The organism is Streptomyces pinistramenti (assembly GCF_020564935.1).
Lineage (GTDB): Bacteria > Actinomycetota > Actinomycetes > Streptomycetales > Streptomycetaceae > Streptomyces > Streptomyces pinistramenti.
Window position 1 is genome coordinate 13,264 of the sequence record NZ_JAJCXB010000071.1, and the last position, 15,558, is coordinate 28,821.

Genomic DNA, 15,558 nt, shown 5'->3' on the forward strand with positions numbered 1-15,558 from the left:
TGTTCAGGGCCTCTTGGGTGGCAGAGGTGTCGGCTCCGCGGGCGCCTCTTAGTGATCAACACGCGTGCACCTCACGGTAAATGCGCCAAGCGCCCGATTCCGTCCGCTGTGGCGTATGCGTCCGGCCGTAGGTATATGCGTCTCGAACGGCCGGTTCGGGTATGCCACGGACGGGTGGTCCAGCGCACGAAATTGCGCCGGAAATCCCGCCGTTGCCGGTCCGGTGCGACAGGGCGCGGGCGGGGGTGCACGGTAGTTTTGATGGCCCATACGGCACAAGGAACAGAGGATAGGGGTGCCCGTGCCTGACGTCTCCGTAGTCGTGATCGTCTACAACGACGCCAACCGGCTGCCGACCGCCGTCCGGTCCGTGATGGATCAGACGCTGCACGGTGTCGACGTGGTGATCGTCGACGACTGCAGCACGGACAGATCGTTCGCCGTGGCCCAGGAACTCGCCGCCGCACACCCCGGCCGGGTCCGTGCCCTGCAGCTCCCCGAGAACAGCGGGGGCTGCGGTGCTCCGCGCAACCACGGCATCGCCCACGCGCACGGCGAGTACGTCATGTTCCTCGACAGTGACGACGTCCTGGAACCCAACGCCTGCCGCAACATGCTGGACGCGGCCGAGCGCACCGGCGCCGACCTGGTGTCCGGCATGTGTGTGCGGGTCCACGCCGACACCCGCACCAAGAAGACCGTCGAGTGGTACCCGTGGCTCTACGCCCGTACCCGCACCATCGAGTCGATCTCCGAACTTCCCGACCTGCTGGTCTTCGACACCCTGTCGACCAACAAGCTCTACCGCCGGGAATTCCTCAGCGAATCCGGACTGCAATTCCCCGTCGGCATTCACTACGAGGATCTGCTCTTCTCCGCTCAGGCGTATGTCGCGGCCCGGCGCATCACCCTCATTCCCAACCACGTCTACTTCTGGAATGTCTTCGAGAAGGCGGCGACGAAATCCATCAGCAACCGGCGGCACGAAATCGCCAACTTTGCGCATCGGATGGAAATTCACCGCAGAGTGGACGAACTGCTCGCCCAACAGGGCCTCGACGAGCTGAAGTTCCACAAAGACGTCAAATTCCTCAAGCACGACCTCGTCCTGCACCTGCGTGACCTCCCGCTCCTGGACGAGGCGTACCGGCGGGAGTTCGCCGAGATGGCCAACGGCTACCTCGCCGGCATCGCCCCCGAGGCGTACGAGCGCGTCCAGCCGATACAGGCCATCTGCGCCTACCTCCTCGGCAAGGAGGACTGGCAGGCCCTGATGCCCGCGGTCGACACCCTCATCAACCGCGACAAGCTCTCCACCCCGCTCACCGAGCACGAGGGCCGCGTCTACTGGACCGACCGGCACCTCGACGACCCGGAGGGCCGCCGGGTCCTCGACGTCACCGACGCCGGTTACCACACCCGCTCCCTGAGCCGCCTCTTCCTGCGCAACCAGCTGACGTCCTACGCCGACGACGGGCACGGCACCGTCGAACTGGCCGGCTCGGTCGTCAACCCGCTCGGCGCGATCACCCCCGCCACCCGGCTGCGCGGCCGCATCGAGCTGAAGGCCCGCCGCCGCAGCCTGCAGACCTTCAGCTTCCCGCTGAAATCGCTGCGGCTGAACGGCGATCACGTCGACTGGGACGCCACGCTCGACCTCGCCCGCCGGCTGCGCCCGCTCGGCGTGATCGACGCGGTCTGGGACACCCGGCTGATCCTGGAGGCGGACGGGGAGACCACCCGCACCCGGCTGACCGTCGGCGGCGTCGACCTCGACGACGCCCGCGCGCTGCACATCCGGCCCCGCCTGACCCGGCTGGTCTCCGACCGCATCGAGCCCGCCACGTCCAAGCGCGGCCACCTCACCTTCGTGCTGCACGCGCAGAGCAAGGCGTCGCGCAGCACCCAGAAGCTGCTCGGGCAGGCGCTGCACAGCCCGGCGGCCGCGCTCGCCAAGACCGGCGTGCGCACGGCCCGCAAGGCCAAGCGCGAGCTGAACTCGGGACAGACCAAACTCCGCATCTACCACGAGGTGTTCAGCAAGCTCCCCATCCGCAAGGGCCTGGTGGTCTTCGAGAGCCACCTCGGCAAGCAGTACAGCGACAGCCCCCGCGCCCTCTACGAGGAGATGCGCCGTCAGGGCATCGACTTCGAGGCGGTCTGGAGCTACGCGGGCAAGAAGCCGACCGGCTTCCCCGAGGACGCCACCCTCGTCAAGCGCTGGGGCTGGCCCTACCTGCGGGCCCTGGCCCAGGCCGAGTTCTGGATCGACAACCAGGGCTACCCCCTCAAGCTCGGCAAGCGCCCCGAGACCACCTACATCCAGACCTGGCACGGCTCCGCGCTCAAGCGGATGGGCTTCGACGAGCCCCGGCTGCGGCTCCAGGCCCGCGCCGCGAAGGACGCCTACCAGCAGGTCCTGGACCGCTTCGACCACTTCCTGGTCCGCTCCGAACACGACGTACGCACCCTGGCAGGCGCCTTCCGGCTGCGGCCCGAGGTCCTGCTGCGCAGCGGCTACCCGCGCAACGACGCCCTGGTCGCCGCCCGCAAGGAAGAGGAGGGCTCCGGCGCCCGCACCCGCGGCCCGCTCGCCGCCGAACTGGGCATCCCCGACGAAAAGACGGTGCTGCTCTACGCGCCGACCTTCCGCGCCGGCCCGAACGGCGCGGTCCGCGGCTTCGACCTCCCCTTCGACGTCGACGAGTTCACCGAACGGTTCGGCGACCGCTTCGTGCTGCTGATCCGCTCGCACTACCTCAACCACGTCGTCCTGCCGCCGTCCGTACGCGGCACCGTCATCGACGTCACCGGGCACCACGACATCGCCCCGCTGATGACCCTCGCCGACGGCCTGATCACCGACTACTCCTCGGTGATGTTCGACTACGCCCTCCTCGACCGGCCGATGCTGTTCTTCGCCTACGACTACGACGAGTACGCGAACGAGGCACGCGGCACCTACTTCGACCTCAAGAGCGCCGCACCGGGGCCGTTCGTCGAGACCCAGGCCGCGCTGTTCGACGCCATCGACCACCTCAAGGCCGCCGACGCCGAACACCGTGAGGCCCGCGCGCGGTTCACCGCCGCCTACGGCGAATACGACCAGGGGGACGCGGCCCGTCGCGTCGTCGACAGATTCTTCGGTGCGGCACCCCGTGAAGGAGGCGCCAAGTGACCGGGCGCGACATCTACTTCGTCTCCAACAACATCAACGAAATGGGCGGGGTGACCACCTGGTCGCACCAGATGGCCCGGCTGTTCGCCGAGCGCGGCCACCGCCCGCGCGTCACCGGCATCGTCCCGGCGCCGGAGGAACTCCGCACCGACCTGGGCGACCTCCCGTACCCCACCGACACCCTCTATTCCGTGCACCCGCCGCACGTCGGCCCGGTGCGCGGCGTCAAGGGCCGGCTCAACCTCGCCGAACGGCGTCGGCGGGCCGTCAGGGAAGCCGGGATGCGCGAGGCGGCCGAGCGGCTCAGCGGCATCTTCCGCAACGCGCGCCCCGGCGGCATCGTGATCTGCACCCAGGTGTGGGCCATGGAATGGGTGGCGCTCGCCGACACCGCGGGCATGCCCGTGATCGGCATGACCCACGAGTCGTTCGGCGCCTGCCGCAGCTCCTCCCGGTTCCAGCGGGTCAAGCGGCACTACGAGGGCGTCGACCGGCTGCTCGCGCTCACCCGCGAGGACGCCGACCTGTGGATCAGGGCCGGCATGGACAACGCCGACTTCATGCCGAACCCGCTGCCCGTCATGCCCGACGTCCCCTCGGAGCGCACGGAGAAGGTCGTCGCCAGCATCGGCAGGCTCTCCGACGAGAAGGGCGTCGACCTGCTCCTGGACACCTGGGCGCTGCTGACACACCGGCACCCCGACTGGCTGCTGCGGATCTACGGCTCGGGCGAGGACGAGGAGATCCTGCTCAAACAGCGCGACGCACTCGGCCTGGAGCGGTCGGTGGAGTTCATGGGCCGCACCGGCGACGTGCCGGGCGCGCTGCGCGGCGCCTCCGTGTTCGCCCAGGCGTCCCGCGCCGAAGGCTTCCCGCTGTCGCTGATGGAGGCGATGGCGGCGGCGGTGCCCTGCGCCGCTTTCGACTGCGCGCCCGGCGTCCACGAGATCGTGCAGGACGGCGAGGACGGGCTGCTGGCCGCGCCCGGCAACATCAATGAACTCGCCGCGCACATCGAGGCGTTGATGACCGACAAGGAACTGCGCGACCGGCTCGGCAGCACCGCGCGCGAGAACGTCCAGCGCTACTGCACCGACCGGATCACCCAGCGCTGGGAAGAGCTCTTCGGCTTCCTGGAGCGCTGAGCCGCCCGGAACGACGACAGCCGCCGTGCCCCTCGCCATGAGGGGGACGGCGGCTGTCTGCGGTCTGCGGTCAGCGGGCCTCGGGGTGGTGGTGCTGCCAGCCCGCCCACGCCGAGGTGATCATGTCGCGGACGTCGTGGTGCGCCTTCCAGCCCAGCTCGGCCGCGATCCGGTCGTCGGCGGCGACCACCCGGGCCGGGTCGCCGGGACGGCGCGGCGTGACCTCGGCGGTGACGCCCGAGTGGCCGGTGACCTCGGTGATCAGATCGATCAGCTCGCGGACCGAAACCCCCTCGCCGCGGCCGATGTTGAGCGTCAGATCGCGGACCGGGCCCGGCTCGGCGAGCTTGCGGGCGGCCGCCACGTGGGCGTCGGCGAGATCGGCGACGTGAATGTAGTCGCGGATGCAGGTGCCGTCCGGAGTGTCGTAGTCGTCACCGAAGATCCGCGGCGCGGCGCCCTCGGTGAGCTTCTCGAACACCATCGGGACGATGTTGAAGACGCCGGTGTCCGCCAGCTCGGGGGCAGCGGCGCCCGCGACGTTGAAGTAGCGCAGGCAGGCGGTGCTGATGCCGTGCGCCCGGCCGGCCGCGCGGGCCATCCACTCACCGACCAGCTTGGTCTCGCCGTACGGATTGATCGGCACGCACGGCGTGCCCTCGGTGACCAGGTCGACGTCCGGCATGCCGTAGACCGCGGCCGACGAGGAGAACACGAACCGGCCGACGCCGCCCGCGGCCATCGCCTCCAGCAGCGTCTGCAGACCGTGGACGTTCTCGCGGTAGTAGAGCAGCGGCATCTCGACGGACTCGCCGACCTGCTTCTTGGCGGCCAGATGCACGACGTCGGTCACGCCGTGCTCGGCGATGGTGCGGTCCAGGAGCGCGCGGTCGAGAGTGGAGCCGACGACCAGCGGCACGTCATCGGGGAGCCGGGCGGCGACCCCCGTCGTCAGGTCGTCCAGCACGATGACGGGCTCGCCCGCCTGCCGCAGGGCCCGCACGACATGGGCGCCGATGTAGCCGGCACCGCCCGTGATCAAGTAAGACATGGCGCCATCCTAGGGTCGGGGACGGGAAGGGGAAGGAAAGGCGGGGCGGTGCCTGGGCCTGCGCGGTCAGCGGCGCAGTCGCGCCGCGGCGATCCGCCAGACGCTGCGCAGTCCGGCCGCGACCCGCAGCGACAGCGCCCCGCCGGTGGTCGCGTACGGCTGCACCAGCAGCACGGCGAAACGGCGGCTGGGCAGCATCCGGCGGCGCAGCCCCGGGCCCACCGCGCGCAGCGAGGCGCGGAAGCCGGAGCCGTCGGCGCAGCGGACCTGCGCCATCAGATCCCAGGGGTCGGGCCCGGCCGTCTGCCGGGCGCCGCGCTCGACCAGCGCGCCGAGGTCCAGCATCACGTCGGCGGTCCAGGTCTCGTCCGGCCCCGGGGTCAGCGCGGCGGTGTGCACCGGGCCGCGCCGGTCGTCGGCGCGCCGCCGCAGCTCGACGTCGATGCTCAGCGGCCCGGCCTCGGCCAGCCGCCCGTACAGCTCGTGCACCCGCAGCCGCAGCATGCTGCGGCGGCCGATGACCGGCTCCGCGTCGATGGTGACCGGCAGCCGGTGCGTCGGCTTGGAGTCGATCGCGTCCAGCTCGACCTGCGGCAGCTGTGCCGACCACACCGGCTGCCCGCCGTCCCTGGCGTACGGCGGCAGCAGCCGTCCCGGCCTGGCCGCCAGCTGGGTCAGCCGGTCCAGGTCGCCGGGTGGCCCGTCCGCGGCCAGCACGACCCGGGCGAGCCAGCGGGCCGGGGCGCGCGCGGCCGCCAGGTCGGCCTCGTCGAAGCCGGCCAGGTAGTCGCCGGTCAGCCGCCACCACGCGGCGCGGTACTCGGCGTCCCGGGTGTGCAGTTCACGGACGTACATCCGCAGGTCGTGGTCGAGGAACTTGGTCCTGGCGGCCTGCGCCAGCTCCTTCCGGCCGGCGTCCCGCAGGATCTGCACGCTGGTGCGGTGCGCGTCGATCCTGGCCTGCCAGTTGGCGACGTCCTTGCGGTCCAGCGAGATCGACTGCTTGGCGGCCGTGCGGCGGACGTGCCAGATGTAGACGTGGTCGGGGATGGTCACCAGCCGCGGGGCGGCGGCAAGTACCCGTGCGGTGAAGACGAAGTCCTCGTAGGTGAAGCGGCCCTCGGGGAAGACGATGCCGTGCTCGGCGAGGAAGGCGCGGTCGTAGAGCTTGTTCACGCACAGGGTGTCCCGCACGAGCTGGGGGCTGCCGCCGGGGGCCGCGTGCACGGTGGTCTCGCGGTACATGCCCGGCTGCCACGGGACGTCGCGGCGGGCCGGCAGTTCCCTGCGGATGCAGGCGCCGGACGCCACCGGCGCGTCCGCGGCGAGCGCCGCCCGCAGCAGCGCGGGGGCCGCGCCGGCCGGCAGCACGTCGTCGCTGTCCAGGAACATCACGAACCGGCCTGCGGCGGCGCGCAGTCCGTCGTTGCGGGGGGTGCCGCAGCCGCCGCTGTTGTCGCTGCGGTGCAGGACGCGCAGCCGCGGTTCGTCGCGGGCGAGGGTGTCGAGGGCGGTACCGGTGCCGTCGGTGGAGGCGTCGTCCACGGCGATCACTTCGACGGTGATGCCGTCGGCCGCCTGCGCCAGCGCGGAGCGCACCGCGTCGGCGACATGGACGACATCGTTGAAGACGATGACGACGATGCTGATCTGCGCGGCCGGCGTGATCGTGGGCCCAGGCGATGGCTCGTGGGCTTCTTTCACAGTCACTACATCTACATTTCGTGTCGACGGCATCTCGTGGCGCGAGCGGGCTCCGGTCTTCCCATTCCCTGGATCAGAGGGGGAATCCCGCCGCGCGGTTGCACCCGCCGCCACGGTTTTCCGCCTCATTGCCGTCCGATGACGGTCCGGAAATCCGGGGTTGGGTGGGTATTGGCACGGTGAGGACGCCTGCACAAGCTGTAACGATCCGATCGCCGCCGGATTCCGATGTCCGCCAAACCTCCATACGGTGACCCGTTTCCTGTCACCTCAGCAGCAGGTCGGCGGCGCGTCCTGCCGCACCTCCGTCGTCGCGGTGGCAGAACGCCCGCCGGAACCTGGCGTACGCGTCGGCGCCGGACCGCGCGATGGCGTCCAGGTCGCCCAGCGCGTCGATCAGTTCCCCGGTCGAGGCGAGCAGCGGGCCCGGCGCCCCGGCCTCGAAGTCCAGCGTGAAGCCGCGCAGGGTGTCGCGGTAGTGCGGCAGGTCGGGGGTCAGGAAGAGCATCGGTCGGCCGGTGTTGGCGAAGTCGGCGGCCAGCGAGGAGTAGTCGGTGACCAACACGTCGGCGGCGAGCAGCAGTTCGGTGGCGTCGGGGTACGCGGTGACGTCGACCGCGAACGGCGCGTGGTGGGCCGGCAGCCGGTCGGCGACCAGCGGATGGCTGCGGACCAGCAGCACATGGTCGTCGGCCAGCGCCTGCCGTGCCGCGTCCAGGTCGAGCGGCAGGTGCATCCGGTGGTGGGCCGCGTCGTAGGCGAGATGGTCGCGCGGGGTCGGCGCGTACAGCACCACCTTCTTGCCGGTCGGAATGGAGAGCCGGGCCCTGACCACCGCCGCGCGGGCCCTCCGGTCGGCGGCGAAGAACGCGTCGGTGCGCGGCAGTCCGCACTCCAGCGGCTCGCCGGGGAAGCCGAGTGCGGAGCGCAGCACCGGCGTGCTGTGCGCGTTGGGTGACAGCAGCACGCTCCACTGGCGGGCCGGCCCGGGACGCGGCGCCAGATGGGCGAGCTGCCCGCACAGGGTGCCCGCCAGGTCGGCGCCGATCCGCTTGAGCGGAGTGCCGTGCCAGGTCTGTACGACGGTCTGGCCCTGGCGGCGGGTGAACCAGCCGGGCAGGTGGGTGTTGGTCACCACCCAGCTGCTGTGTGCCAGCGCGCCGTGCCACTCGGCGCTGCCCACGACCACGGCACGCGCGGTGGCCGGAACCGTGGTCTGCGCGTCGCGCACCGCCCACAGGTGCTCCGCCTCCATGCCCCTGCGCACCAGTTCCTCGTGCACCGCGCGGGGCGAGTCGCCGTACGCGCGGCCGCCGAAGCAGTTGTAGAGGACGGCGTCGCGCAGCGGGCGGGTGCGGTGCAGCGGGTAGTGCGACTCGCGCAGCACCCGGCGGCGGTACGGCCCGCGGTCGTTGGCCGGCAGCGTCGCCCCGGCGGCCAGGAACACCTCGTCGTGCTCGCGCCGGTCGAGGGTGAACGGCTTGCCGCGGACCGTACGGGAGGCGGGCAGCCCGTCGAACACGGACGGGGCGAAGCGGACCGGGGCGTCCGAAGGGGAGCCGGGGGCGCCGCGTTCGCGCAGCCGCAGCGCCCAGTGGCCGGCGCGCAGCGGCAGTGGCCCTGCGGGCGAGGGGAGCGCGGCCAGCGGCAGGGCGCAGTGGAAGCGTCCCGAGTCGTGGGTGGTGGGGACGGCGGTCTCGGCGGCGTGCGTGGTGTGCGTGAGGACCAGTTCGGTGGCGCGCGGCGCGGCGACAGGCAGCACACCGGCCACCAGCAGGGTGCCGTCCGCGCGCCAGACGACGCGGTCGAGGTACGGCTGCGGGGTGCGGTCGTGCAGGACGAGGCGCCCGGCAGGCCCGGCCGCCACGACCAGCTCCCTGCCGTGCGCCAGCGGCAGCGCGAGCGGCGCAAGACCGGGGTCGCAGGAGACCGGGCCGGTCCCGCCGTCGGCGAGCACCAGCCCTGCGGCCCAGGTCTCGGTGTGCGTCGGGGCGATGTCGCGGGGGACGCCGTAGCGGGCGGGCCGGGCGGCAGCGAGCGCATCGAGCAGGACCCGCACGGTGTGGCCTGCGGGCTTCCCCGGCTTCCCGGGCCGCACCGGCTTCCCCGGCTGTCCGACGGGCGCGGCCGCCTTCCCGGAGTCCTCGGCGGGCCTGTGCTCCCCAGCCCGGCCCGTGTCCCCGGCCTCCCCGGCCTCCGTGTCCTTCCCCGCCTCCACCGGGAAGGACACCACCGCCCCCGTCCCCTGATGCGTCAGCCGCAGGGCGACCGGCGCCGGGCCCGCCGCCGCCCGGAACGTCAGATCCAGGGCGCCGGCGCCGGCCGGCTCGCGGCCGGTCAGCCTGCGGGTGACGCGCTCCACCGTCAGGCCCAGCCGCCCGTCCGGGTAGCCGGGGGTGATCCGTACGCCGTCGAAGGTGTCGTGCGGTTGCGGCGATGCGCCCGAACCGGTCGCGGGCGGGCGGAGCGCGGCGGTGCGCAGCACACCGGCCGCGGCGATCACCACCCCGACCTGCCAGCTGCCCTCCTGCCACCGCCCGGCCCGCCGCAGCCGGTACGGATCGAGCGTGACCTCGAAGCCCGACCAGTCGTAACAGTGCTGTTCCTGGCCGGAGTCGAGGGTGGCCTGCGGCATCCGGAGCGTGCGCAGCGGCAGCAGGATCCGGCGCCTGCCCTGGGTCAGCACCGCCGTCCCGAGGTAGCTGTGCCGGCCGGGCGCGGCGAGGTTGCGGATGTAGGCGTAGCCGCGCAGCCGCAGCGCGCCGTCCCGCCACACCGCCTCCTGGACGCGGGCCCGTACGGGGAAGTCGGCGCGGTCGAGCCGGGTGACGCCGGGCGGCAGGCCGAGCGGCGGATCCAGGGGCAGCACGGCCCGCCGGCGCAGCGGCGTCCCCGCCACGCGGAAGGCGGCCGGGTTGCGCTGCTGGTGGGCGAGCAGCCGCAGCAGGTCGTCGAGGTGCCCGCTGCGGATCAGGTACCAGCGCATCCGCAGCTCCACCGGGAGCGTGCCGAGCAGCCGCGGCTCGACGCGGGCGAGGTACCCGCGGGCCCGTTCCAGGAACGCGGTGCGGACCTCGGGACCGGCCGCGGGCAGCGCTTCGACGAGATCCCGCAGGCCGTCGGTGAGCCGTTCCCTGTCGTAGTCCTCGCGGCAGGGGATGCCCCGGGTGCGCGCCGGGTCGGCGAGGAAGGCGGCGACGCTCTCGACGGCGTCGAACCGCTCGTGCACCTCCGGCACGCCGGGCCGCCGGGCGCCGGTGCCCGGCGGGCGGCGCAGGCAGCAGACGTGCTCGGGCAGCACGTCCACCGCGTCGGCGAGGAAGTGCGCGCGCAGCGTGAGCGGCGCCTCGTCGTACAACTCCCCGGGAGGGAAGGCGAGTTCGTGGCGTTCCCAGAAGCTGCGCCGGAAGACCTTGTTGGCGGTCGGGGTGTCGGACAGCAGGGTGCGGTCCTCGGTGATGTGGGTGCGCAGCGCGCTCGCGCGGCCGGCCGGGTGGTGCGGCGACCGGCGGCCGTCCGGCCCGAGCAGGTGGACATTGCCGCTCGCGAAGTCCGCGCCGGACGTGTCCAGCAGCGCTGTCAGGTCCTCGTACGCGCGCGGCAGCAGCACCTCGCCCGGCCCGAGGAAGGCCAGGTATGCGGTGTGCGGGTAGGTGTGCCGGGCGCCGGTGTTGCGGAGCGCGCCGGGGCCGGTCGGCTCCCCGGTGTGCCGGACGGTCCGGAAGCGGGGATCTTGTCCGGTGAAGCGGCGGGCGAGTGCGGCCGGTGCGCCGTCCGGGGGCCCGGCGACGACCATCACCACGTCCAGCGCCGTCAGCGTCTGGGCCGCGAGCGACTCCAGGCACTCCTCCGTATTCCGCTCGGACCCCTCGGTGCGATGCACCGGAACGACGACGGTGAGCCGTGGCTTCATGCGCGCGGACCAAGCCTTTCCGAACAGGCGAAACAGGCGAAACGGATGACATGCGGGAAAGCGGGATGGCGGGGGACGTCCCCCGGGGCATTCAACTCGCACACCCGTGGCGCGGTCACCGCAGCTGCGCTGAAAGAGTGAGACCGAAGATCGACAGTCCGTACCCGGCTGGTGACGTTCGGCGTCCGTTCGCCCCGCCTCGATCCCCGGGATGGCCATGCCCTCGCCGCCTTCCGCTCCGGCAGCGGGGACCGCCCGGACGCGACCCGGCTGCGCACCGCCTTCCGCGCCCGCTGCTGCCCGTACGACGACCAGGCCGCGGAACGGGTGGTGCGCCGGGTGCTGCTCGGCGACGACCAGCCGATCCCGCCGCTGCCCGCGGCCGAACGCACCGTGGCGCCCACCCCGCGCGGCCGATGTGCCGCAGCCGCAGGGCGCCCGCGCCTGACGGCCCGGTGAGCGGCCCGCCGCCCGGGGCAGCGGGCGCCGCCGTGCCGGGGAGCGGCGGGGACCGGTCGGCGCGCCGTACGCCGGGGCCCGGCCCGATGCCGTAGACCGTTGCCGTGGACCCGCGGCCGCCGGTACCCCGCAGCCGGCGGCCGTCGGCAGACCCGATCTCCTGGATCCGAAGCGGACGCCGCAGCGCAGCCGACGATCCGATGTCGTAGACCGCCGCACGGACCGGGCCTGCCCCGCGCCGTGCCCAGGGAAAGGTGACCACGATGCCCGGACGAACCGACTCTCCCGCCGCTCCCGTCGCCCCCTCGGCCCCCGCCGCCCGCTCCGCCCCCGGCGCCCGGCCCGCAGGACCTCCCGCCGCCGACGCCGTCCGCGCCGCCGCGCCGCCCACGCGCAGCGGCCCGCGGCCCCTGCTGCCCTGGCTGCGCCCGCCGCGGATCCCGTACCGCAGGCAGTTGCGCCGGATCGGCTCAGGGCGGGTGCTGGACATCGGCTGCGGGTCGGGCGACACGCTGGCCGGCTGTGCGCCGGGCAGCGTCGGCGTGGACCACGACCCGCACTCCGTCGACATCTGCCGGGCCCGTGGCCTGACCGCCTACACCGCCGACGCGTTCCTCGCCGGCCCGCACGCCCGGCCCGGGTCCTTCGACGCACTGCTGTCCGCACAGGTGCTCCAGCATCTCGACGACGAGCAGGTCGAGGGACTGCTGCGGGCCTACCTCGCGTACGTGCGGCCGGGCGGCGGCGTCGTGCTGATCACCCCGCAGGAGGCCGGGCACCGCAGCGCCCAGGGCCCCGGCCGCTTCACCGACTTCGCACTGCTGCGGGTATTCGCCGAGTCGGCCGGGCTGGCCGTCCGCCGCACCTACTCCTGCCCGTTGCCGCGGCCGGCCGGCCGGCTGCTGGAGGCCAACGCGTTCGTGCTGGTCGGGCAGGTACCGGAGTGACCGGTGCGCGGCGCGGGACGGTCGTCGCGCACCGCGCCGCAGGTCAGCGGGTTCTGTGGCGGGCCGCCACGATGGCCCTGGTGACGGCCGGCGGCAGCCAGTCGACCGCGAGCCGGCGCAGTGGGGCGCGGCTCGCACGCGCGCCGGTACGGGCGGCCGGGCCCCGGCCCGCCGGCCGGCCGGGGACGTGCTCGGGCGCCCGCCCGGAGGCCGCCGCCCGATACCGGGAGACCGGGTGCGCGGGATCCTTCGCGCCCTTGGCGCTGAGCCGGATCAGCGGGGCGCCGTTGACCGACTGCACCTCGTGCCAGATGTCCTTGCGGCTCTTCAGCCAGGCCAGCAGGGCGTCCCGCAGCGGTTCCGGGTCGCCCCAGGTCCCGTAGAACTTGGTGCCGGTGATGCACAGCGGATGCAAGCCCTCGTTGGCCACCGCCTGCCAGGTGGCCGCGGCCACGCCGGGGCAGTGCTCGGCGCGGAAGTCGTCCAGCACCACGACGCCGCTGTCGGTGACCAGCTCCCGCACCGCCAGGATGTCGCCGTGCACGTGCTCGTACAGATGCGAGGCGTCGATGTGGGCGAAGCGCACGCTGCGGTCCTCGACGTGGTCGCGCACGACCGAGCTGAGGCCCTGGACGATGGTGGGCAGCTCCTCGTGGAAGGCGAGGTAGTTGGCCTCGAAGGCGCGGCGGGTCAGCGTCGCGTAGGACTTCTTCATCTCCTTCGAGTTGGAGGCGTCCTCGGCGGGGGAGTCGAACAGGTCGCAGACCGTGAAGCGCTCGCCAGGGGCCAGCCGCGCCCCGAGGAAGATCGCGCTCTTGCCGAGATACGCGCCCAGTTCGAGCAGGTCTCCGGTGACGGAGCGGCCTTGCTGATACCCGAGGAACCAGTCGAAGAGCAGCTGGTCGGCGGTGAAGAACCAGCCCTTGACGTCGGAAAGCCGGGCGGGGCGCGGGAGTTGTTCGGCACTCTGGTCTGCGGTGGGAGCAGTCATGTGCGGTCCGTCTCCAGACGGTCGGGAATCTCTGACGGCATACGACGCGGAGAGCTGAAGGCGCGCGCCGGTGATGCCGGATGCCGGGGGAACGGCGCGGCCGTCATCGTAGGCGGAGGAAAGTGAACGGAAGATGGCGCGCGACGGGGTGAAGGGAAACCGGGGCGGGGGAGTGCGGGGTCGGGTCGTCAACGGTGCCCGGGATTCGCGGAGTTGGTGCCGTGCGGCCGTGGAGCCGTGCGGCCGCGCTGCCTTTCGGCCGCGCCCGTTGTTGAGCCGTCAGGCCGTGCAGCGCGCAGCCGTCCGGCCCGGCCGCCGTCTCCGGTGTGGGCGGGTGTCACCGGGACGGGGCGCGTGGCGGACGGTTCAGGCCAGAGGCGGGGCCGGCGGGGCGCCGGAGGACTGTGCGGCGCGTTGCAGGGCGCTGGCGAGCAAGGCCAGGTCCGTGGGGCCGTTTCCCAGTTCGCGCAGCGGACGCCGGGCCGGCGGATCGCCCATCCGCTGCCACTCCAGCGGCACGACCGTCGGCCGCAGGGTGGACGTCCGGGGTATCCGGCCGGTCACCCGCCCGGCCTGGAACGGCGTCGATGAGCCGTCCTCCGCGCGGTGCAGCCGGCCCCGGCCGGGCGGCACGGTGTCGGACGGATCGGCCGGCGAGCCCAACCGGACGCGCAGACCGGCGCGTTCCGATGTCGCGGTGTCGGCCGTACGCTCCGGATGGCCGGTCGCGGCCATCAGGTGCACGCCGAGCGCCGCGCCGTCCCTGGCCACGGCCTCCAGCGCGCGCACCACCGAACCGGCCGACGGGCGGCCCGTACTGCCCAGCGCGGGCGAGACCAAGGCGTCGAAGTCGTCGACCAGCACGAACAGCCGGGGCATCGGCACCGCGGCCGCGGGCTCGTCCCCGGACTGCGGCCCGCTGCGCGGCCGCAGCCGCAGCGTCCCCGTCGTCGACGGATCGGCCTCCGCGGCGCCCGGCGCGCCCTCCGTCGTCCGCCGCGGTGCGACCACGCGCGGCGCAGGCAGATGCTTGGCGCGCCATTCCGCGAACGGCGTGCCGGCCAGTAGTTCCGCGCGCCGCTTCAGCTCCGACGACAGCGCCTGGGCGAACTCCCGCATCCGGACCGGATCCGACGCCGCCAGATACGTCGTGACGTGCGGCAGCTCCGTGCAGACCCGCAGGCCCTCGCCGCGTTCGCTGCCGCCGCCGTCCACCAGCACCATCGACAGCAGATCGGGGCGGTCGGCGGCGGCGAGCGACGCGGCCAGCGACCGCAGCAGTTCGGTCTTGCCGCTGCCCGCTGCGCCCTCCAGGAGGAGGTGCGAGGCGTCCGCGGCGAGATCGGCGCAGAGCGGGCCGTGCGGCCCGGCGCCCAGCACGGCGGGGGTACTCGGCCGGTCGGTGTCCATGGCCGCGGCCCACCGGGCCATCAGCGAGGCGGGGGTGGCCCGCGCAAGACCCAACTCGTCGAGCAGCCGCGCCGTTTCGGGCAGCGGGGTGGCCGCGCGGTGCACCGGACGGCCGCCGACCGTCGCCGTCGCCTCGGACTCGCGCAGCGGCGCCAGCGCCCTGGCGAACCGCTCGGCCCAGGCGCCGGACACCGCGTCGAGTGCGGCGACCGTGCCGTTGGGCCCGGAGCCGGGCTGCACCACCCGCAGCGCGGTGGCGACATCGCCGCTGAGCACCGCGACCGCTCCGCACTCGCCGAACGCGGGCGACGCCGCACGGGCCGCCTCGTACGTCGCGGCCAGCGGGAAGGCCGGGGACGCGGCCGGGGTCTCGGCCAGGCAGATGAGGTGGATACCGGCCGCGGGCCCGCCCGCAGCCAGCCGCGCGGCGGTCTCGCGCAGCGCGGACGAGCCCAGATCGCCGTCCACCAGCACGACCGTGAACGGGCCGCGGTAGCGGGCGGCGGCCGCCGCGACCTCGGCACGCTCGGCGCTCGCCCAGCCGGGGCCCAGCGGCCCGTCGTCCAGGCGGCGCACCAGCTCGGCGGTACGGGCCGCCGCCTGCTCCTTGTCGTGGGCGAGCAGCAGCCGGCAGTCCTGGCCGTGCGCCGGGCGGACGTGCGGCAGCCAGCCGAGCCAGGACCAGTCGGCCACCCGCTCCTCGGTGCTGCGCGAGCGGTCCGTGCTGATCAGCACGATTTCGAGGGTGCCGGGGGAGTGC

General features: G+C 73.5%; 9 protein-coding genes. 4 read left to right on the plus strand and 5 right to left on the minus strand.

Annotation, left to right across the window (positions count from 1 at the left end):
- The first annotated feature begins 295 nt into the window (after positions 1-295).
- Positions 296-3,178: a bifunctional glycosyltransferase/CDP-glycerol:glycerophosphate glycerophosphotransferase gene (locus LIU39_RS31000; protein ID WP_227050263.1), complete on the plus strand. Its 2,883-nt coding sequence runs from the start codon at positions 296-298 to the stop codon at positions 3,176-3,178.
- The gene (locus LIU39_RS31005; RefSeq protein WP_227050264.1) at positions 3,175-4,323 is read left to right on the plus strand and encodes a glycosyltransferase; all 1,149 of its coding nucleotides are present in this window, start codon (positions 3,175-3,177) and stop codon (positions 4,321-4,323) included. The genes LIU39_RS31000 and LIU39_RS31005 overlap by 4 nt, the downstream gene beginning before the upstream one ends.
- Positions 4,324-4,393: 70 nt before the next feature.
- Here LIU39_RS31005 and galE read toward each other — a convergent pair whose 3' ends face one another.
- From galE to LIU39_RS31020, 3 genes are all read right to left on the minus strand, one after another.
- Positions 4,394-5,374 carry a UDP-glucose 4-epimerase GalE gene (gene galE / locus LIU39_RS31010; protein ID WP_227050265.1) on the minus strand — a complete coding sequence of 327 codons (981 nt, stop codon included), beginning with the start codon at positions 5,372-5,374 and terminating at the stop codon, positions 4,394-4,396.
- Between the two features lie 66 nt (positions 5,375-5,440).
- Entirely contained in the window at positions 5,441-7,078 is a 1,638-nt protein-coding gene (locus LIU39_RS31015) for a glycosyltransferase family 2 protein (RefSeq protein ID WP_227050270.1), read from the minus strand.
- 265 nt (positions 7,079-7,343) lie between these two features.
- Complete coding sequence (locus tag LIU39_RS31020; protein ID WP_227050266.1) at positions 7,344-10,991, minus strand: bifunctional glycosyltransferase/CDP-glycerol:glycerophosphate glycerophosphotransferase; 3,648 nt, start codon at positions 10,989-10,991, stop codon at positions 7,344-7,346.
- A gap of 171 nt (positions 10,992-11,162) precedes the next feature.
- On the opposite strand from LIU39_RS31020, the gene LIU39_RS31025 reads away from it, so the two are divergent.
- Complete coding sequence (locus LIU39_RS31025; protein WP_308409438.1) at positions 11,163-11,450, plus strand: hypothetical protein; 288 nt, start codon at positions 11,163-11,165, stop codon at positions 11,448-11,450.
- 263 nt (positions 11,451-11,713) lie between these two features.
- Complete coding sequence (locus LIU39_RS31030; protein ID WP_227050267.1) at positions 11,714-12,397, plus strand: class I SAM-dependent methyltransferase; 684 nt, start codon at positions 11,714-11,716, stop codon at positions 12,395-12,397.
- 43 nt (positions 12,398-12,440) lie between these two features.
- Here LIU39_RS31030 and LIU39_RS31035 read toward each other — a convergent pair whose 3' ends face one another.
- Together LIU39_RS31035 and LIU39_RS31040 are read right to left on the minus strand one after the other, a co-directional pair.
- On the minus strand, positions 12,441-13,388 hold the full coding sequence (locus LIU39_RS31035; RefSeq protein ID WP_227050268.1) for a class I SAM-dependent methyltransferase: 948 nt from the start codon (positions 13,386-13,388) through the stop codon (positions 12,441-12,443).
- A 366-nt stretch (positions 13,389-13,754) separates the two neighbouring features.
- On the minus strand, positions 13,755-15,558 hold a 1,804-nt coding region (locus LIU39_RS31040), incomplete at its 5' end, for an FtsK/SpoIIIE domain-containing protein (protein ID WP_264483456.1).

Excerpts from the sequence above, each read along its gene's own strand:
- LIU39_RS31035 (WP_227050268.1), bottom strand. The coding sequence starts at position 13,388 with ATGACTGCTCCCACCGCAGACCAGAGTGCCGAACAACTCCCGCGCCCC.
- LIU39_RS31030 (WP_227050267.1), top strand. The coding sequence starts at position 11,714 with ATGCCCGGACGAACCGACTCTCCCGCCGCTCCCGTCGCCCCCTCGGCC.
- LIU39_RS31020 (WP_227050266.1), bottom strand. The coding sequence starts at position 10,991 with ATGAAGCCACGGCTCACCGTCGTCGTTCCGGTGCATCGCACCGAGGGG.
- galE (WP_227050265.1), bottom strand. The coding sequence starts at position 5,374 with ATGTCTTACTTGATCACGGGCGGTGCCGGCTACATCGGCGCCCATGTC.